Annotated in this window: 17 protein-coding genes; 15 read left to right on the top strand and 2 right to left on the bottom strand. The window is 43.8% G+C overall.

What is annotated here, in order from left to right:
• Positions 1-97 precede the first annotated feature (97 nt).
• The 11 genes from lspA (at position 98) to P343_RS22390 (ending at position 11,720) form a co-directional block, all read left to right on the top strand.
• Positions 98-553 carry a signal peptidase II gene (gene lspA, locus P343_RS22440; protein ID WP_023508968.1) on the top strand — a complete coding sequence of 152 codons (456 nt, stop codon included), beginning with the start codon at positions 98-100 and terminating at the stop codon, positions 551-553.
• On the top strand, positions 553-1,473 hold the full coding sequence (locus P343_RS22435; protein ID WP_023508967.1) for an RluA family pseudouridine synthase: 921 nt from the start codon (positions 553-555) through the stop codon (positions 1,471-1,473). Before lspA ends, P343_RS22435 begins: the two co-directional genes overlap by 1 nt.
• 248 nt (positions 1,474-1,721) lie before the next feature.
• The gene (gene pyrR, locus P343_RS22430; RefSeq protein ID WP_031263606.1) at positions 1,722-2,276 is read left to right on the top strand and encodes a bifunctional pyr operon transcriptional regulator/uracil phosphoribosyltransferase PyrR; all 555 of its coding nucleotides are present in this window, start codon (positions 1,722-1,724) and stop codon (positions 2,274-2,276) included.
• Between the two features lie 201 nt (positions 2,277-2,477).
• A complete protein-coding gene (locus P343_RS22425) occupies positions 2,478-3,401 on the top strand; it encodes an aspartate carbamoyltransferase catalytic subunit (protein WP_023508965.1) in 924 nt (307 codons plus the stop codon).
• Positions 3,402-3,478: 77 nt separating this feature from the next.
• A complete protein-coding gene (gene carA / locus P343_RS22420; protein WP_023508964.1) occupies positions 3,479-4,570 on the top strand; it encodes a glutamine-hydrolyzing carbamoyl-phosphate synthase small subunit in 1,092 nt (363 codons plus the stop codon).
• Complete coding sequence (gene carB, locus P343_RS22415) at positions 4,563-7,805, top strand: carbamoyl-phosphate synthase large subunit (protein ID WP_023508963.1); 3,243 nt, start codon at positions 4,563-4,565, stop codon at positions 7,803-7,805. The genes carA and carB overlap by 8 nt, the downstream gene beginning before the upstream one ends.
• Complete coding sequence (locus tag P343_RS22410) at positions 7,802-8,584, top strand: dihydroorotate dehydrogenase electron transfer subunit (RefSeq protein ID WP_023508962.1); 783 nt, start codon at positions 7,802-7,804, stop codon at positions 8,582-8,584. The genes carB and P343_RS22410 overlap by 4 nt, the downstream gene beginning before the upstream one ends.
• On the top strand, positions 8,578-9,489 hold the full coding sequence (locus tag P343_RS22405) for a dihydroorotate dehydrogenase (RefSeq protein WP_023508961.1): 912 nt from the start codon (positions 8,578-8,580) through the stop codon (positions 9,487-9,489). Before P343_RS22410 ends, P343_RS22405 begins: the two co-directional genes overlap by 7 nt.
• A complete protein-coding gene (gene pyrF / locus P343_RS22400) occupies positions 9,482-10,210 on the top strand; it encodes an orotidine-5'-phosphate decarboxylase (protein ID WP_023508960.1) in 729 nt (242 codons plus the stop codon). Before P343_RS22405 ends, pyrF begins: the two co-directional genes overlap by 8 nt.
• Positions 10,192-10,833, top strand: a complete 642-nt coding sequence (gene pyrE, locus P343_RS22395; protein WP_023508959.1) for an orotate phosphoribosyltransferase — start codon at positions 10,192-10,194, stop codon at positions 10,831-10,833. Before pyrF ends, pyrE begins: the two co-directional genes overlap by 19 nt.
• 209 nt (positions 10,834-11,042) lie before the next feature.
• On the top strand, positions 11,043-11,720 hold the full coding sequence (locus P343_RS22390; RefSeq protein ID WP_023508958.1) for a DUF3139 domain-containing protein: 678 nt from the start codon (positions 11,043-11,045) through the stop codon (positions 11,718-11,720).
• A gap of 250 nt (positions 11,721-11,970) precedes the next feature.
• Here P343_RS22390 and P343_RS22385 read toward each other — a convergent pair whose 3' ends face one another.
• Both P343_RS22385 and P343_RS22380 read right to left on the bottom strand, forming a co-directional pair.
• Positions 11,971-12,285 carry a PadR family transcriptional regulator gene (locus P343_RS22385; RefSeq protein ID WP_023508957.1) on the bottom strand — a complete coding sequence of 105 codons (315 nt, stop codon included), beginning with the start codon at positions 12,283-12,285 and terminating at the stop codon, positions 11,971-11,973.
• A 13-nt stretch (positions 12,286-12,298) separates the two neighbouring features.
• The gene (locus tag P343_RS22380; RefSeq protein ID WP_023508956.1) at positions 12,299-13,060 is read right to left on the bottom strand and encodes an RDD family protein; all 762 of its coding nucleotides are present in this window, start codon (positions 13,058-13,060) and stop codon (positions 12,299-12,301) included.
• 193 nt (positions 13,061-13,253) lie between these two features.
• Between P343_RS22380 and P343_RS22375 the strand changes: the two genes are divergently transcribed.
• The 4 genes from P343_RS22375 to P343_RS22360 all read left to right on the top strand — a co-directional run bounded on the left by P343_RS22375 (position 13,254) and on the right by P343_RS22360 (position 19,142).
• Positions 13,254-13,946, top strand: coding sequence for a response regulator transcription factor (locus P343_RS22375; RefSeq protein WP_023508955.1), 693 nt, complete (start codon positions 13,254-13,256; stop codon positions 13,944-13,946).
• Positions 13,924-16,134: a sensor histidine kinase gene (locus tag P343_RS22370; RefSeq protein ID WP_023508954.1), complete on the top strand. Its 2,211-nt coding sequence runs from the start codon at positions 13,924-13,926 to the stop codon at positions 16,132-16,134. Before P343_RS22375 ends, P343_RS22370 begins: the two co-directional genes overlap by 23 nt.
• A 299-nt stretch (positions 16,135-16,433) precedes the next feature.
• Positions 16,434-18,164, top strand: a complete 1,731-nt coding sequence (locus tag P343_RS22365) for an Rqc2 family fibronectin-binding protein (RefSeq protein ID WP_023508953.1) — start codon at positions 16,434-16,436, stop codon at positions 18,162-18,164.
• 90 nt (positions 18,165-18,254) lie between these two features.
• A complete protein-coding gene (locus P343_RS22360) occupies positions 18,255-19,142 on the top strand; it encodes a YicC/YloC family endoribonuclease (protein WP_023508952.1) in 888 nt (295 codons plus the stop codon).
• Positions 19,143-19,161: the final 19 nt, after the last annotated feature.

The raw sequence follows: 19,161 nt of genomic DNA, 5'->3' as shown, positions 1-19,161 counted from the left end.
ATACATATATCTTTCGAAAAAATTATGCTAAAATGCAGAAAGAGGAAAAAGGCAAAACGCAGACTATATCCTGCGACCGTTCTGGAGGAATTCATACATGATTTATTACGCACTTGCAGTTTTTGTTTTATTGATCGACCAGTTATCAAAATGGCTTGTTATCCAAAATATGCAGATTGGTGACAGTGTTACCATCATTCCGGGTTTCTTCTATTTAACATCAATACGTAATACGGGGGCAGCCTGGAGCATTTTAGAAGGACAATTTTTCTTCTTTTTCATCATCACAGTAGTTGTTTTGGCCGTTGTCATCTATTACATGCAAAAGTATGGCAGAAAACATCCTCTTTTAGGGACTTCACTTGGCTTTATTATCGGTGGAACACTCGGTAATTTCTTTGATCGTATGTTCCGAGGCGAAGTTGTTGATTTTATTCATGTTTATCTTGTTCATTACAGCTTTCCGGTCTTTAATCTTGCGGATTCTTCACTTTTTATCGGTGTCATTCTGCTTATCATATATCTGTTCCTTGATGGAAAGAAGGAACAATAATGCCGGATATTGTTAAAATAGTTGAGGCAAGTGACGAAGGAAAACGTATTGATAGCTGGACAAGTGAACAGATCACAAGTGAATCAAGAAATCGGCTCCAGCAGCTGATCAAGGATGGCAACATTCTCGTTAACGGTTCTGCTGTAAAAACGAGTTATCGGATGAAGGAAGATGATGAGGTGCTCGTTCATCTTCCTGAACCCGAACCGCTTGATGTTGAACCAGAAGATCTTCCTTTAGACATTGTCTATGAGGATTCATCAGTCATTGTAATCAATAAACCTAGAGGAATGGTCGTGCATCCTGCCCCTGGTCATCTTAAGGGAACCTTAGTCAATGCTCTGCTTGGCCATTGCCATGACTTGTCGGGAATTAACGGTATTATGCGCCCGGGGATTGTGCATCGAATTGACAAAGAGACGTCCGGGCTTCTAATGGTTGCAAAAACAGACGAGGCGCATCACTCTCTCGCTGCTCAGTTAAAGGATAAAACGACACAACGTCTCTATTTGGCGATCGTCCACGGTATTCTGCCTCATGATGAGGGAACCATTGATGCGCCGATCGGACGAGCGGATAAGGACCGTAAGAAGATGGCGGTGACTGAAAAGAACAGCAAGCATGCAGTGACACATTTCAAAGTGCTTGAGCGTTTTTCACGTTATACATATGTTGCCTGCCGGCTAGAAACCGGTCGGACGCATCAAATTCGTGTGCATATGGCTTATATTGGGCATCCGCTAGCCGGTGATCCGAAATACGGTCCACGCAAGACCTTGCCGATTCAGGGACAGGCGCTGCACGCGGTTGAACTCGGATTCACGCATCCTGTGACTCATCAGTTCATGCTCTTTCAAGCGCCGCTTCCTAGAGATATGGAGCAATTGCTTGACGGACTTCGTACCAATGTTTTCAAGTAATAGCAAATGCCAAAAATAAAGAGTAAAAAACGTCGAATGTTCATTGACAAGTCAGGCACAACTTGGCTATACTTGCTATAGCTTAAAAATTGAATGAGTTCCTTTTAAATTTAGTCCAGAGAGACTAAGAAGGGTGATGATTGTCAATGTCTATTGACAACACTGCGGTCTCTTGCTCTAAACGGCAAGGCTTTTTTTATGCCGTCGGCAAGAATTCAGGAGAAGATTTATTAATAAACCGCAGTAAAATGGCGGGTGAAGAGCATTTGGAAGAGAAAGAAATATTGGATGAAAAAGCGATCGGACGAGCGCTTACACGTCTTGCACATGAAATCATCGAACGCAATGAGGGTGTGGATGCGGTTGTTCTGGTCGGTATCAAAACAAGAGGTATTTATTTAGCGAACCGTCTTGCAGAACGCATTGAAGCAATTGAAAAAAAGAAAGTGGCAGTCGGGGAACTTGATATTACTTTGTATCGTGATGACTTAAAACAGAAAACAGATGATCCGAAACTGATCGACAGCATTCTGCCGGTGTCCATCGAATCAAAGTCTGTTATCCTGATTGATGACGTGCTCTACACAGGACGTACAATTCGGGCAGCAATGGACGCACTCATGGATATCGGCCGGCCGCAGCGTATTCAGCTGGCGGTATTAATTGACCGAGGGCATCGTGAGTTGCCGATCCGGCCCGATTATATTGGCAAAAATGTTCCGACCTCTAAAGAAGAAGAAATTGCGGTTCAGCTGAATGAGATCGATGGAACAGACACGGTCATGATTCGAACGAAAAGTTAATAGCTTAGCGGAACGTAAAGTATCTTTTAAAGGCAGTCCAGAGAGACTGATAAAGAGTGGCTTCGCACAGTACAGCTTTTTTGCACACAACCTCTTTGTCATATTCTGGCAGAGAGGTTTTTTAGTATCTAAAAAGTTTATGAAATAGATGCAAAGGCGACGAAAATAGGCGCACATTAAAAACTAGAGGGGGATTTTAAGATGGCAAATCTGCTCAGCTTGAATGATCTGTCGGTAACGGAAATTAATGATATTTTGGCTCGCGCGGAACAAATACATGAAATGAATGAAGAAGGATGGTTTGCACCGAAAAATACACTCGTTGCCAACCTCTTTTATGAACCGAGCACCCGTACCCGCTTTAGTTTTGAAACTGCTGAGAAACGGCTTGGTTACCAAGTTCTTAATTTTAGCAGCAAGACATCGAGTGCGCTGAAGGGCGAGTCACTCTATGATACAGTGAAAACAATGGAAGCGATTGGGGCTAACGCAGTCGTAATTCGTCATCAAGATATCGGTTACTACCGAGCACTTGAAGGCATCGGAATCTCTGTTCTCAACGCTGGCGACGGCGCAGGTGATCATCCGACACAGGCGCTGCTCGACCTCCTGACATTGCGTCAAGAATTCCTCCTTCTGAAAGGTCTGACCGTTGCAATCATCGGCGACCTGCGGTATAGCAGGGTGGCAAAATCAGATGCAGAAGTATTGACTCGACTGGGGTGCCGTGTGCTTCTCTCCGGCCCTGAAGAATGGCGGAACGAATCATTGCCCGGCACCTACGTGACAGTTGATGAAGCGATCGAAACAGCTGAGGCTGTCATCATGCTTCGCATTCAGCATGAACGTCATGAACAAGCGATGAACATGACAAAAGAGGAGTACCACACGAGGTACGGACTCACTCTTGAGCGATCCATGAGAATGAAACCGCAGAGCATCATCATGCATCCAGGACCAATTAACAGAGGTGTCGAGCTTGATAATGAACTCGTTGAATCCAGTCGTTCACGTTATTTTAAACAAATCAAAAATGGTGTTTCAGCACGTATGGCCAGTCTCGAATGGGCGTTAAGTTCAAAAAAAATTGCAACAGTAACTGAACGTGTCGCTGAAAAATGGTGATCAAAGAAAGCCTGGCATAATTGATTTAGATGATATCAGATGAGCGAGCTCATTTGTATAAAAGGAGTGGCAATCGATTGAAAAGACAGCTTGTATTGGAAAACGGTGAAGCTTTCGTTGGCGAAAGCTTTGGCAGCACTGCCGACATGAAGGGGGAAGTCGTCTTTAATACGGGGATGACGGGGTATCAGGAACTGATAACTGATCCTTCCTACTGCGGACAAATCGTAACGATGACTTACCCTTTGATTGGTAATTATGGGATTAACCGTTCAGATAACGAATCAGGGCGTCCGAGCATTTCTGGATTAATTGTCAAAGAGGTCGCGAAAACACCGTCACATTGGCAGAAGGACAAAACACTAAGCGAATGGCTTGAAGAATATGATGTTCCAGGTATTGAAGGTATCGACACGCGCAAGTTGACAAAAGTGATTCGTGAATACGGAACGCTTCGAGGAAAGATTGTGTCGGCGGAAGCAGATCCGGCTGAAGTCGCTGCAGAATTAAAAAAGTGGCCGCTTCCGACTGATCAGATTAGTCGCGTATCCACAAAGTCGGCGTATGTGACTCCTGGTTCAGGACCTCGCGTTGTTCTTGTCGATTTCGGCGCGAAGCAAGGCATTTTACGTGAATGTATCAAACGGAATTTTGATGTAGTCATTGTCCCTTATCAAACATCGGCAGAAGACATCTTCAAGCTCCATCCGGATGGTGTTTTGCTGAGTAACGGCCCTGGCGACCCTAAAGAAGTGCCTGAAGCGGTTGAGATGGTCAAAGAAATACTGGGTAAAATCCCTGTATTCGGCATATGCCTCGGCCATCAGCTGTTTGCACTTGCTGCAGGCGCAAATACTGTGAAGATGCGTTTTGGACACCGAGGCGTTAACCACCCAGTGAAAAATCTGCGCTCTGGAAAATTTGTCATCACTTCACAAAACCACGGATTCACTGTAGAAAGGGAATCTCTCGAAGGAACCAATCTCGAAGTGACACATGTCGCAATCAATGACGGAACAATTGAAGGGCTGCGTCATACGAAGTATCAGGCTTTCAGTGTTCAATATCACCCTGAAGCTTCGCCAGGACCAGATGACAGCCAGGATTTGTTTGATGAATTCCTCAGCATGATTGAAACAAACAAGAAGGAAGGTGCACGGCTTGCCTAAGAGAACAGATATAAAGAAGATTTTGGTCATCGGATCAGGACCTATTATTATTGGACAGGCTGCAGAATTTGACTATTCCGGCACACAAGCCTGCCAATCACTTCGAGAGGAAGGCTATGAAGTTGTCCTCGTTAACTCGAACCCGGCAACGATTATGACGGATACAGATATCGCAGATCGCGTCTATATCGAGCCGCTGACTGTTGAATTTGTCAGTAAAATTATTCGCAAAGAGCATCCGGACGGACTGCTTGCAACGCTTGGTGGACAAACCGGCTTGAATCTGGCTGTACAGCTTCACCAAACCGGCATACTTGATGAACTTAATGTTCAATTTCTTGGAACGAATCTTGATACAATCGAGAAAGCTGAAGATCGTGAGAAATTCCGGGACTTAATGATTGAGCTAGGTGAACCTGTTCCTCCGAGTGAGATTGTGACAAGTTTGGATGAGGCACGTGCTTTTGTAGCGAAAGTCCAGCTTCCGGTAATTATCCGCCCTGCGTTTACGTTAGGTGGCACAGGCGGCGGGATCGCGTCAACCGATGAAGAGTTGGACACCATCGCTGAAAATGGTTTGAAATTGAGCCCGGTTCACCAAGTACTGATTGAAAAAAGTATTGCCGGATTTAAAGAAATTGAATTTGAAGTGATGCGTGATGCCAATGACGGTGCCATCTCTGTCTGCCATATGGAAAATATTGATCCTGTCGGGATCCATACCGGTGATTCAATTGTTACGGCGCCGTGCCAAACATTGAGCGATCGCGACTTACAGCATTTGCGAAGTGTTTCGTTGAAAATTGTACGCGCGCTGAAAATTGAGGGTGGCTGCAATGTCCAACTGGCACAGGATCCGAACAGCGACCGCTATTATATTATTGAAGTTAATCCTCGAGTCAGCCGCTCTTCGGCACTCGCCTCAAAGGCAACAGGGTATCCGATCGCGAAAGTAGCAGCTAAAATTGCAGTTGGCTATCATCTAGATGAAATCAAGAATGCGGTAACCGGAACAACTTATGCAAGCTTTGAACCAACACTGGACTATGTCGTTACCAAAATTCCTCGATGGCCATTTGATAAGTTCGATGATGCAAAACGAACTCTGGGTACACAAATGAAGGCAACCGGCGAAGTTCTGGCTATGGGTCGAAATTTTGAAGAGTCTATTCTTAAGGCTGTTCGCTCACTTGAAAATGGCACATTACATCTAGAGCTTAAAGAAACAGCAGATATGAGTATGGAAGATCTGTTTAACATCATTAAGAAGAAAGATGATCGCAGATTGTTCCTGATTGCTGAAACGCTACGTAGAGGCGCTGATATTGAAGAGATCTGGGCTTGTACACAAATTGATCGATTCTTCTTGAATAAGATTGCCAAGATTGTTGCGATTGAAAAGGATTTGGAAGCAGCGCCGGATAACGAAAAAGCGCTCCTTAATGCCAAAAAGCATGGCTTTTCCGACTGGAAAATTGCGCAATGCTGGAAAATGACTGAAAAAGCAGTTTCTGCTTGGCGCAAAGAACGCGGCATCCGTCCGGTATACAAAATGGTAGATACATGTGCTGGAGAATTTGCTTCTGAAACGCCTTATTACTACAGCAGCTACGAAGATGAAAATGAGTCAATCGTATCTGAACGCGAGAGTGTGATTGTGCTCGGTTCGGGACCAATCCGTATCGGTCAAGGGGTTGAATTTGACTACGCAACTGTACACGCGGTTTGGGCAATCAAGCAGCAAGGCTATGAAGCGATCATGATTAATAACAATCCTGAAACAGTATCGACTGACTTCAGTGTTTCTGATAAGCTTTACGTTGAACCGCTGACTCTTGAAGATGTCATGCACGTGATTGATCTGGAGAAACCAAAGGGAGTGGTTGTCCAGTTTGGTGGTCAGACAGCGATTAATCTGGCTTCTGGACTTGCCGCAAACGGAGTTCAGATTCTGGGAACAACACTTGATGCAATGGATCAAGCCGAAGACCGTGACCGTTTCGAACAGCTGCTGTTAAAGCTGAATGTTGATCATCCGGCAGGCGATACAGCCTTCTCGACCGAAGAAGCAGTGAAAATTGCCAATAAGCTGGATTATCCGGTTCTTGTTCGTCCTTCGTACGTACTTGGAGGACGCGCAATGGAGATTGTATATAATGAAACCTCGCTCAAACACTATATGGATCACGCAGTCCTGATTAATCCCGACCATCCTGTATTGGTTGACCGCTATCTGGTTGGTACGGAAATTGAGCTTGACGCGCTATCTGATGGTGAAAATGTGTATATCCCGGGAATCATGGAACATATTGAACGCTCAGGTGTCCATTCCGGAGATTCAATTGCGGTGTATCCGACACAAACACTAAGCGTTCATGTAAAACAAGAGGTTGTAGACACTGCGATTAAGATTGCACGCGGCCTCAAAGTGGTAGGCATGCTGAACATTCAATTTGTTATTCATCGGGAGCATGTGTATGTGATCGAGGTAAACCCGCGTGCTAGCCGCACGGTTCCTTTCTTGAGCAAAATCACGGGTGTACCGATGGCAAAGGTAGCGACTCAACTGATTCTTGGAGAGAAACTCGAACATTTAGGTTATGAAACAGGGATCCATCCGGAGCCTAAACGTGGCGTCTATGTCAAAGTACCGGTTTTCTCATTTGCCAAACTACGCCGTGTTGATGTGACCCTTGGACCGGAAATGAAGTCAACCGGTGAAGTCATGGGCCAGGATGTAACACTGGAAAAGGCACTTTACAAAGGCTTGCTCGCGAGCGGCATGACGATCCCAGCACATGGTTCAGTACTCTTCACGATTGCAGATAAAGATAAAGAAGAAGCACTTGATCTCGTTAAACGGTTCTATGATATCGGCTACAATATTTTGGCAACAGAAGGCACAGCATCGATGATCTCGGAACGAAATCTGCCGGTAACTGTAGTCAATAAAATTGGTGGAGAAACGCCGAATTTGCTTGATGTCATCCGGCATGGCGGTGCGCAATTCGTGGTTAATACCCTAACTAAGGGTCAAAGACCGGCAAGAGACGGCTTCCGAATTCGCCGTGAGTCGGTTGAAAATGGTGTTGTCTGCCTCACATCACTGGATACAACTGAAGCATTGCTTACAGTACTTGAATCACTGGCATTCCAAACCGAATGCATGCCGCAAATGCAAGGTCATTCAGTTTCGCAGAAGGGCACTGATGATAAAGCAGGTGTTGGTCAATGAGGCAGGAAGCCATGCGTGTGCTCGCGCATGAGAAAATCGCGGACGCTATTTTCGAACTAAAGCTAAAGGGCGGAATGGTTAATGAGATTACCGAGCCCGGACAGTTTGTTCATATCCGGGTAGGTGGAGGAGCACAAACAGTTGCGCCACTTTTACGGCGACCGATCAGTATCTGTTCTGCAGATCCTTCATCTGAAATAATGACCTTGATCTATCGTAGTGGAGGCCTTGGCACAGGTTTACTTTCACAGGCAGTTGTCGGCGAAAAAGTCGATGTTCTCGGTCCGCTTGGCCATGGATTCCCCATTGATGCCGTACCAGCAGGTGGCAAAGCACTTGTCATTGGCGGTGGAGTCGGTGTTCCTCCACTTTATGGTTTATCTCAGGCTTTGACTGCCCAAGGTGTTCAGGTGACGCATGTACTGGGATTTCGTTCCGCCAAAGATGTTTTTTATCAGGATGCCTTTGAAAAATTGGGGCGAACCATTGTCATGACCGAAGATGGCACATGCGGACAGAAGGGCAGGGTTACGGATGTGCTTAATACCGTTGATTTTGATGTAGCTTATTCTTGCGGTCCGACTCCAATGTTAAAAGCGCTTGAACGTGAAATCACCGAGAAACCGCTTTTCGTATCATTGGAACAACGTATGGGCTGTGGCATTGGTGCCTGCATGGCTTGCGTCACCCATACAACCGATCCGGGGGACAGCAAAGGTTACCGCCGTGTCTGCTGTGACGGCCCCGTATTTAAAGCGAGGGAGGTTGAATTATGCTAAACGTTCATCTACCCGGCTTGGATTTGAAAAATCCGGTCATGCCGGCCTCCGGCTGTTTCGCATTTGGGAAGGAATACGGCAATCTATATGATTTAAATGTGCTTGGCGCAGTAATTATAAAAGCAGCGACGCTCGAATCTCGTTATGGCAATCCGACACCGCGAGTGGCGGAAACACCTGCCGGTATGCTGAACGCGATCGGGCTTCAAAACCCAGGTGTTGATAAAATTATCAGCCAAGAGCTGCCTAGACTAGCGGAGTACGATGTTCCGGTGATTGCCAACATTGCCGGCAGTGAGATGTCAGATTACGTGCAAACGGCGGAAAAAATGTCAAAGCAGCCCGTGGTCAAGGCACTTGAACTGAATATTTCCTGCCCGAACGTAAAACACGGCGGCATTACTTTTGGAACAGTTCCTGAAATCGCTGCAGAACTGACCAGTAAAGTTAAAGCTGTTTCTGAAAAACCCGTATATGTAAAATTGTCGCCTAATGTTACAGATATCGTAGCGATGGCTAAAGCTGTGGAAGCAGCTGGCGCAGACGGATTATCTATGATTAATACTTTGCTTGGCATGAGGATTGATCTAAAAAGCCAAAAGCCTGTTTTATCAAACCTGACTGGAGGACTGAGCGGCCCGGCGATTAAACCGGTTGCGATCCGGATGATTTATGAAGTCAGTCAAAAAGTATCGATACCAATTATTGGTATGGGCGGAATTCAGAATGCAGATGATGTGATTGAATATTTTCTAGCAGGGGCGAGCGCTGTCGCCGTTGGTACGGCAAACTTTGTTGATCCGTTTGTCTGCCCGAAAATCATTAAGGAGCTTCCCGAAAAACTGAATGGTATGGGCATCTCCGATATAAACGAATTGGTCGGAAGGAGCTGGAAGCATGCGTGAAGAAGAGCACATCATTGTCGCGCTTGACGTTTCTTCAAAAGATGAAATGTTCCGTGTGTTAAAGAAGATTGATCAGCCCGGTTGCTATGTCAAGGTGGGTATGGAGCTTTATATGCAGGAAGGACCCGACATTGTACGAGAACTTAAAGCCGGCGGGTACTCAGTCTTTCTCGACTTGAAGTTGCATGACATTCCACATACGGTAAATCGTGCGATGAAAGGTTTAGCAAGACTTGGTGCGGACATGGTTAATGTCCATGCTGCCGGAGGTTCCGAAATGATGCGCGCGGCTGTAGAAGGGCTTGATGAAGGCACATCATTATATCGACCGATTTGCCTTGCAGTGACCCAATTGACCAGCACTGACCAAGCGATGCTGGAAAATGAATTGTTAATTAATCGGCCGATTACCGATGTGATTTCCGAGTACGCTGCACTTGCCAGCGCATCCGGTCTCGATGGAGTGGTTTGCTCCGCTTTGGAAGCAAACCAGATTAAAACACGCACATCTCCGGACTTTCTTGCAGTAACTCCTGGCATCCGTCTTGCAGATGACGCAGCAGGTGACCAAAAGCGGATCGCAACCCCAGCACAGGCGAGGGCTTTTGGAAGTGATTTTATTGTCGTCGGCCGCAGCATAACTGCTGCAGCGGATCCGGCTGCAGCGTTCCAGCGTGTACTTGAAGATTGGAGGAATGAAACATGGAAAATAACAAATTAATTGCCAGTCATCTATTAAAAATAAATGCGGTGGTTCTCAGTCCGGAAGAACCGTTCACGTGGGCTTCCGGTATTAAGTCGCCGGTGTATTGTGATAATCGACTAATCCTTGCTTATCCGGACGTCCGTAAAGATGTCATCGCTGCTTTTGTGAACTTAATCCAAACACATTATCCTGATGCGGACGTAATCGCTGGTACAGCAACTGCAGGGATTCCGCATGCAGCCCTAATTGCTGAAGCAATGGGTCTGCCGATGGCTTATATTCGCTCGTCAGCCAAGTCGCACGGACGAAAAAAACAGATTGAAGGAATCATTAATCCAGGACAAAAAGTAGTTGTCATTGATGACCTGATCTCAACAGGCGGAAGTGTGCTTACTGCAGCTCACGCTGTTGAAGAAATCGGGGCAGAAGTCCTTGGTGTTGCCGCCATCTTTACATATCAGCTTCCGAAAGCTGACACCAACTTTACGGAAGCAAAAATCGCACTTGAGACGCTGACTGATTTTGAAACATTGATCCACTTGGCAGTTGAGAATGGAACGATCAGCGGTACTCAACTTGAACAGCTGAAGAAATGGTACGCCGATCCAACTTCGGAAGACTGGCAAGTGCAGAAGTAATCAGTACGTTTTAGAAAGAATAATAAGAATTATGTTGGGAATCCACTTATGTGGATTCTTTTTTCGTTTTAAAAGGGTGCATAATGTGCAATCCCGCATCATAAATGCGGGGTCACGCACGAAATATGCGGACTTCACCTTAATGTGTGCGGTTTTTTCAGTGAATAAATACTTTATAATAGAAGAAAAGTAAATGATTGGAGTCATAGATGAAGTATGTAAAGCGGTGTATCATTCTTTTTTTATTGCTTGTCATTTATATAAACTATTTCAATCATTTTATTGGCGCGGAGACTTTGATCGATGTGGTCAACAGCATGTTCACAGCGACCGTTCTTTTTACTACTCTTTTTATATTTATTAATACCTTAACGATCTTCTTCTACAAGTCATGGAAGCAGTGGTGGAAATGGATCATTGTCTTGATTCTTTCCATTATCCCCTTTAGTCATTGGTTGTATCTCTATCCTTGGACAGCGGCGCGGACTTATCCTGTTTTCGTTCACTATTTGGCAAAGCAGGGACTTTCGACAGATGATATAGCCCAATATCGAGCATTTCCGGATTTGAAATTCGGCGGTTATTACTATGAAGTTCACTTTAAAAAGGATCGCAAGTATTTGTATGAGTACAGTTTTCGAACGCGAAATGAAATGTTCTTTGATGTATCTTATAATGGCGATTATGAAAATTACTTTAAGGATGCAAAGGTGCGTGAACTATACACGCGAGCGGAATATTTGAAGCGCCGAGAAATTGATTACATGTTTGGTGAGAATTTCAAAAAATATTCAATAAAGCCGGTGTCCGAACGCATTCAGCGTCAGAAACTAAAATTGTCTGCTACCCACCCGCTTCACTATTTTCAAATTAGAGATATAGATTAATATAAGTGTTTTTAATTAGAAAGGGGAGACTTTATGGCGATTTCTGCTCAAACAAACACGAGTCATTGGATTTTTTTCTTAACCAGTATTTTTCCATGGATCATTGCTGGTTTTATTCTTTGTCTCGCAGCTTTAGTCATCTTATTGTGTATAAATTTTCGACGGAAATAACCACGAGATTAACTTTTAAAGAGTCAATCCGTCTATTTGAATATGAAACATTGTGTTGAAATACATATTGATAAATTCATTAAGATTTAATGCCTAATTGAATCACCCCTTTAACGATGGATTGCCATTCTTTGACACTTTGATCCATGTAATATTGGCCGTTTGGTGTAATCGCATAGTACTTTCGTATCGGCCCGTTCGGCGATTCTTTTTGGATCACATTTGTGTATCCGGTCGCCTTTAGGCGGCGAAGTATGGTATATACAGACCCCTCATATACATCTGGAAAGATCTGTCTTACAGATTTCATCAGTTCATAACCGTAGAGCGGTTCATCTTTTAACATAAAAAGAATGCACATTTCGAGAATTCCTTTTTTCATTTGTGTATCCATGATCAACCTCCTATCATTTGGTGACAATCGTACCAGCCAGAAGATCATGAAGAGACTTATTTTCTTTAGTGAACAACATTGTGAATAGAGAAACCAACGGAACGAAAGGTATTGAATTAATGAGTACTTTTCCTAAAAATTCACGAATAAAAAGAGTTGTTCTGGTGGCGGGTACTGCTGTAGCAGCACGTACGTGGATCCTTAACAATTTTTTACCTAGTGTTTGGCCGTTCATGAGCCATGTACAGATCAAAGCGTAAAATAAGTAGAAGAAAATGACTGCATAACTAGTCGTAATGATGAGCATGGAAGGCTTGTTGGAGTCGTAAGTTGTATGTTTAACTGTATGGTCATCATATACGACTGTGGTTGTTTGTTCTGTGTAATAGGCACCGGTCCCTGCATACATGAGGACACCTATAGCAGGGCTTGAATATGACAAGATCAATAATAGGATCGGTGCAGCAAGGCCCCCGATAAATAAAGAAGCGATGGAGGCGGGAAGGACGGCAATGAGCGAATCAATCAAAAATGCACAAAGCCGCTTGCCGGGATTGGCAATCTTTGGTTTAGACTCATTCTGCTGCTCCAAAAGAGAAGTAGCTAGAATAATAGGTGAACCGAGTTCCTCCGCAATTTTATTGTCTGTGCGTCCTTCCTCTCTACCGGAAACAAAAAAGCTTTCATAATCGTTAATAATTTCCGTGAGTTCATGTTCAGACATTCGATCTTGAAGCTGCTCTTTTAAGATGCGAATAAATTCGGATTGATTCATTATAACTCATCCCTCTCATTACTGCTTATTAAACAGTAGTATTATGACATACTACTGTTTAATAAGCAATAGCGGACGATCGCTTACTAGATGAATTTCTTAAGAAATCCTTCATATTTTCTGTTTGTCTTTTTTAAGATGCTGCCTTTACAATAATTAGAGTAAGTTTTTTGATTGGCAGGGAGAGGTGTGTGTGGAAAACTACAACGTGCTTGTTGTTGACGATGATAAAGAGATTCGAGATGTCATTGGCATCTATTTAAAAAATGAAGGCATTAAGGTATTGAAAGCGGAGGATGGACTAGAGGCAATTGACGTATTGCGCTGCCAAACGGTGCATTTGATTCTTCTCGATATCATGATGCCGCATATGGATGGTATTCAAACGACCTTTAAAATACGTGAACAAAAGAACATTCCGATTATCATGATCAGTGCGAAGAGCGAAGACATGGACAAGATTCTCGGGTTACAAGTCGGCGCAGATGACTATGTGACAAAACCGTTTAATCCTTTAGAGCTTGTAGCGCGGGTGAAGTCGCAGTTGCGCCGTTATGTCACGCTTGGTACTTATGAAGGAAAGAATGAGATCATTGATCTGAATGGGCTTGTTCTTGAACAGGCAGAAAAACGTGTGCTGGTAAATGGAGAGCCGGTTCGTCTGACACCCATTGAGTACAGGATTATCGATTTGCTGATGCGTCATGCCGGACGCGTCTTTTCTATTCATGAAATCTATGAACGTGTTTGGCAAGAACCGAGCTATAATGCAGAGAATACCGTTGCCGTACATATTCGCAAGATTCGCGAAAAAATCGAAATTGATCCTAAGAATCCAAGGTACCTGAAGGTGGTGTGGGGCATTGGCTACAAAATTGAAAAATAATTCGGCGGCAAAGTTTATTTCATGGATGATGATCATTGGTTTGTCACTTTTACTACTTGTCCTCTCAGCCTTTCAGTCTTATTTGTTCGGTAGTTTCGAAAAATCCGAGGGCTTTAAAAACGCCTATTATCAGTTTCAATACAGTCTAATTGTTGCTAAACTGAACCATCCTTCGCTAAATGAGGTGAAACAGCTTCCGGTCACTTCTAGTGATATTAATGAGTTCCGTTATCGTTACGGGGATTTGCCGAAGCAACTGGCTAATGTTCGGAGTCAATATGAAAATGCTATTGCCAAGGCAGAAGACGTCAAGGATAAGAAGGTTGCTGCTTATTATAAAAAAGAGCGGGATCAAAAAATAAAGGCAGTCGAGCTGAATTTTAAGAGTGATTCGCATGTCATCAAGCAGGTCCGCAGTGAACGTGTTGCGTATATGAAAAAATACTATAGTGGCACGATAACCTATGAACAAGAGAGTTTTAATCAGTTGGCATCGGTTTTTTATTATCATTTTGTAAATAAGAAAACCGGTGATGTCGTTACCAATGTTCCATCTGCAGAGCAAAAAAGTAAGAACAAACAGATCCCTAAGCGCTTTGAAAAAACGCTTCATTCACTTTCAACCGGTCGTTCTATTAATAGTAACAATAAAATTGTTGATCGAGTACTTTACCTTTCCGCGAGTGATTATTCCGGACGGATCTATATTGAAAAGAACACGTCACTAGATAAACTAGGTCCCGAAGCAGATTATCAAGGTTTTGTCACAACCAAAATCATCAGTTTTATCGTTCTTGCACTGGCAGTTGCATTTATTGCCGGAGGGGTGTATCTCGGATGGAAGAAATCCATTTTTTATCTCGCTGGATTTGAAAAAATAAAAAAGGTATACGCGTGTGTACCGATTGAGAGCAGGCTGTTCATTTTCACAGTAGAACTATTGATTTTTGTTGATGTTCTTACAAGAGTACAAATAAATGGTTATGTTTCCGGTTATTATCATCCTGCGCTAGGCATGTTTGATTCACGTAGAGGACTCGCGATTTTTGTGCTTGGAATTCTATGTGCGGTGATCACACTTTTGTATCAAGTTCAGTGGTTGATTGACCTGTTTCGTGACCCTGTGAAACGCACAGAATGCTGGAAGCAAAGCATCTTCATGCAGACCGGAGTAATTTTGAGCAATCTTTTCGTTGCTCCATTTCTGGGCTTGAAAATGCTTGTTGTGTTTGCATTAATCTTTTTCCTAGGAATGTCCGCACCACTTTTTACAGTGAATGGCAGCTTTGCATTGGCTTTCGTATTCTTAATGTTCACAGCTCTTCCATTACTGTGGATAACTTTGAGACGCGTTACATCGCTTAACCAAATCATCCTCCATGCGGAATCCGCAGCTGCCGGGCAGGATCTTCCGGCTCTTCCGGAGCATGGCAGAGGCGCGCTGAGCCGTCTTTCCCAATCGTTGAATACATTGAAACATGGTGTAAAAACATCGCGAAACGCTCAATTGAAAAGCGAACGATTGAAAACGGAACTCATTACTAATGTCAGCCATGATTTGCGCACACCGCTGACCTCAATCATTATGTACAATGATTTGTTGAAGAAATCAGATGTTACTGAAGCTGAGCGCCAGGACTATCTGTCAATCATTGACCGCAAAGCGAAACGTTTGAAACGATTAATTGATGATTTATTCGAAGTGTCAAAAATGGCGAGCGGCGCGATTGAGCTGAATAAGACAAAAGTGAATCTGAATGAATTATTGAAACAATCACTAGCTGAATATGATGAAACGATACAACAAGCGCAGCTTGATTTTCGTGTTAAATCACCTGATACAGCAATCAATGTGTTCGGTGACGGGCAAAAATTATGGCGCGTTTTTGATAACCTGATCGGAAATATTCTTAAATATTCAATGGAAGGCACGAGGGTATATATAGCAATGGATGTGGAGAATGGCGAAGCGATTGTGACGTTTAAAAATATTACAAAATATGAACTTGGCGCCAATGTTGATGAATTATTTGAACGGTTTAAGCGTGGGGATGCGTCAAGACATACGGAAGGTTCGGGTCTTGGCCTTGCCATTGCCAAATCAATCATTGACCTTCATGATGGCATGTTTCTCATTGATTTAGATGGTGATCTGTTCAAAGTAACGATTAAACTTCCGGTTTTGTAAAAGAAATCAAGAGATGAGCTTTTTTAAGTTTGTTCGAAAAGGAGGACAAAAAGAACCAAGAAGATCAAGGAAACGCAGCTTTGAACACCGGAGCGTATGAGAATAATACGTGAGGAGAGGAAAAGCAAGTTGACGCAGAGATTCGCCGGTAATTTTTCCCGGACTTTTCGAACATCCTCTTAAAGCAGTCTTTCTTGACGGAGACCTTAATAGAGTGAGACAATAGAATTCGATATTTAATCGGAAGTTGAAAAAGCGAGCAGCTGATGCCCGCTTTTTTTGGAAGTGAGGGATGTGCAATGTCTTATGATGGCATTGTCACCCATGCCGCTGTTCAAAGTTTGCAAGACTTTGTCGGCGGACGGGTTGCAAAAATATACCAGCCGACGCCAACAGATCTTGTTTTTCATCTGCGTTCGCGTAGCGCACGAGGAAAACTGGTGATTTCAATTAATGCAGCGTTCGCTCGATTGCATTTGACCGAAGAGACGGAAGGAAATCCGCAGGAACCTCCGATGTTCTGTATGCTTCTACGCAAGCATTTGGAAGGCAGCGTGATTGATGCAATTGCTCAGGTGGGCTTTGAACGGATTGTCCATATTGACCTGCGCTCGCGTAATGAATTAGGCGATTTGACCCAAAAGCAGTTGATTATTGAGCTGATGAGCAGGCACAGCAATATAATCTTGACAGATAAAGCGAGTGGCCGGATCATAGACAGCATGAAACATCTGACACCTGCCGTCAATCGTTACCGCACAGTCCTTCCTGGCGAACTCTATGTCTCACCGCCGGATCAAGGCAAGCTCAATCCACTTGAGATGACTGCTCAGGATTTGGTCAGACGTATTGAATGGAATGCTGGACGTATTGACCGGCAGATCGTTGATGCCGTTATCGGATTCTCGCCTCAGATTAGCATGGAAATTGTTCATCGAGCCGGTCTTCCGCATCAGGAAGCGATTGCACGCGCATTTGAGCAGATCCAGTCGGAGATTAAGAAGCTAGATTATCATCCGACGATTATCTACAAAAAGAATGGGAAAGATGATTTTCATGTGCTGGAACTGACACATCAGTCAGGAAAAAGCGAGACGTTTCCAGATGTACATCAGATGCTTGACCACTTTTATGCCGTTAAGTCACAGACGGACGCGGTCAAGCAAAAAGCAGGCGACCTGAGCCACTTTATCGCATTAGAATTAAAGAAAAATAAAGTGAAACTTAAGAAACTGGAAAAAACGCTAAAGGATGCGGAGGATGCCGACAAATACCGCCTGAAAGGCGAACTATTGACGGCAAGTATGCATCAGTTTAAGCGTGGGGCCCTCACAGTTGATGTTGTTAATTATTATGATGAAAATCAGTCGACCGTTACGATTGCGCTAAATCCAAATCGAACACCGTCAGAAAATGCGCAGGCCTATTTTAAAAAGTATAGCAAAGCGAAGACTGCGAAACGTGTGGTCGGCGAGCAAGTCGAACAGACTCTGCAGGAAATTGTGTATTTTGAAAGCCTGACGCAGCAAGTGGAGTCCGCTTCTCTAAAGGACATCGAAGAGATTCGTGAAGAGCTGGAAGAAGGTGGATACCTCAGAAGAAAACGCTCAGGCAAGGATAAAAAGAAGAAGAACAAGCTTGTTATTGATCAATATTACGCTGCAGATGGCACGTTAATTTTGGTGGGTAAGAATAATAAGCAGAATGATTACTTGACGACAAAAGCAGCGGCACGTGAAGAAATCTGGCTGCACACAAAAAATATTCCGGGTTCGCATGTCATCATTCGTTCTCAAGATCCGAGCGAGCAAACCTTGAAAGAAGCAGCAACTCTTGCAGCTTTTTTCAGCAAGTCACGGATGGGGAGTGGCGTTCCCGTGGATTATACAAAGGTAAAGTACGTGAAGAAGCCAAGCGGCGCAAAACCTGGTTTTGTCATTTATACTGATCAGAAAACACTTTATGTTACGCCGGATGAATCACATATTTTAAAAATGAGAGAAAAGCCGCAGACGCACGCGAACGGATGACTATATTATTCTGTATCGGTAATTTATTTGCCGTGGACACTTGCTTCACCTCTATACAATTGTTTAAAATGGGAAAGTGGAAGTGATTGGATGATGAAGAGCATGACCGGTTTCGGCATGTTTTCACAAAATGCAGGCAAGACGCATGTGCGTGTTGAACTTAAATCTGTCAATCACCGGTTTTTCGATTTTTCATTGAACTGCCCGAAACCATTGATTTATCTGGAAGATCAGATCAGGGAGATCGTCCATTCCTTTGTAAAAAGAGGATCGGTTTCTCTATTTCTTTCTGTTGAAGGCAGTGAAGCGTTCAACCCTCAAATTGAAACAAATTGGTCCGTAGTCGATCAGTATATAAGCGCAGCCCAAGAAATTCAAAAACGCAGCGGCGCTCAGATACTGGATATTAGTTCTATACTTCAGCTTCCAGGTGTTTTTTCGCTTCGTGATGCGGACAGCCTGTCGGCAAGAACAGTTGAACCGCTCGTACTTGAGACAGTGCGCGGCGCGTGTGTTCAATTGAAGACAATGCGTGAAAAGGAAGGCGAAGCGCTCAGGCGGGATCTTATGGAAAAAGCGGGATGCATCCGGTTGGAAGTAAGAAATCTGGAAGCATTCATGCCTGAGGTTCGCACCCATTTCGAACATAAATTGCGCGATGCGGTCAGCGATTTTCTAGAGCAACATCAGGCAATCGATGAAGATCGACTCATGAATGAGATTGCTTTGTTCGCCAATAAATCTGCTGTTGATGAGGAATTGACAAGGATGAAAAGTCATTTGACCCAATTTAGAGGTTTTCTAGAAGATGGGCAAGATGATCCGGTTGGCCGCAGGCTTGACTTTTTAATTCAGGAAATGAACCGTGAGATGAATACGATCGGATCAAAAGGAAATCATGCAGAAGTAAGCCGTTTTGTGGTCTTGGTCAAGAGCGAGATTGAAAAATTGCGTGAACAAGTGCAAAATGTAGAATAGATGTTTAATCGATGAGCGG

This window comes from Sporolactobacillus laevolacticus DSM 442 (genome assembly GCF_000497245.1).
In the GTDB taxonomy this organism is placed as follows: domain Bacteria; phylum Bacillota; class Bacilli; order Bacillales; family Sporolactobacillaceae; genus Sporolactobacillus; species Sporolactobacillus laevolacticus.
Note: the sequence above shows the minus strand (reverse complement) of the source record. Positions and strands in the feature narration are given on the sequence as shown.

Bases quoted from the DNA above. Each gene is read 5' to 3' on its own strand.
- P343_RS22390 (WP_023508958.1), top strand. From the start codon at position 11,043: ATGAAGTATGTAAAGCGGTGTATCATTCTTTTTTTATTGCTTGTCATT.
- pyrE (WP_023508959.1), top strand. From the start codon at position 10,192: ATGGAAAATAACAAATTAATTGCCAGTCATCTATTAAAAATAAATGCG.
- P343_RS22365 (WP_023508953.1), top strand. From the start codon at position 16,434: ATGTCTTATGATGGCATTGTCACCCATGCCGCTGTTCAAAGTTTGCAA.
- P343_RS22385 (WP_023508957.1), bottom strand. From the start codon at position 12,285: ATGGATACACAAATGAAAAAAGGAATTCTCGAAATGTGCATTCTTTTT.
- P343_RS22410 (WP_023508962.1), top strand. From the start codon at position 7,802: ATGAGGCAGGAAGCCATGCGTGTGCTCGCGCATGAGAAAATCGCGGAC.
- P343_RS22405 (WP_023508961.1), top strand. From the start codon at position 8,578: ATGCTAAACGTTCATCTACCCGGCTTGGATTTGAAAAATCCGGTCATG.
- pyrR (WP_031263606.1), top strand. From the start codon at position 1,722: ATGGCGGGTGAAGAGCATTTGGAAGAGAAAGAAATATTGGATGAAAAA.
- P343_RS22360 (WP_023508952.1), top strand. From the start codon at position 18,255: ATGATGAAGAGCATGACCGGTTTCGGCATGTTTTCACAAAATGCAGGC.
- lspA (WP_023508968.1), top strand. From the start codon at position 98: ATGATTTATTACGCACTTGCAGTTTTTGTTTTATTGATCGACCAGTTA.
- pyrF (WP_023508960.1), top strand. From the start codon at position 9,482: ATGCGTGAAGAAGAGCACATCATTGTCGCGCTTGACGTTTCTTCAAAA.
- P343_RS22435 (WP_023508967.1), top strand. From the start codon at position 553: ATGCCGGATATTGTTAAAATAGTTGAGGCAAGTGACGAAGGAAAACGT.
- P343_RS22380 (WP_023508956.1), bottom strand. From the start codon at position 13,060: ATGAATCAATCCGAATTTATTCGCATCTTAAAAGAGCAGCTTCAAGAT.
- P343_RS22425 (WP_023508965.1), top strand. From the start codon at position 2,478: ATGGCAAATCTGCTCAGCTTGAATGATCTGTCGGTAACGGAAATTAAT.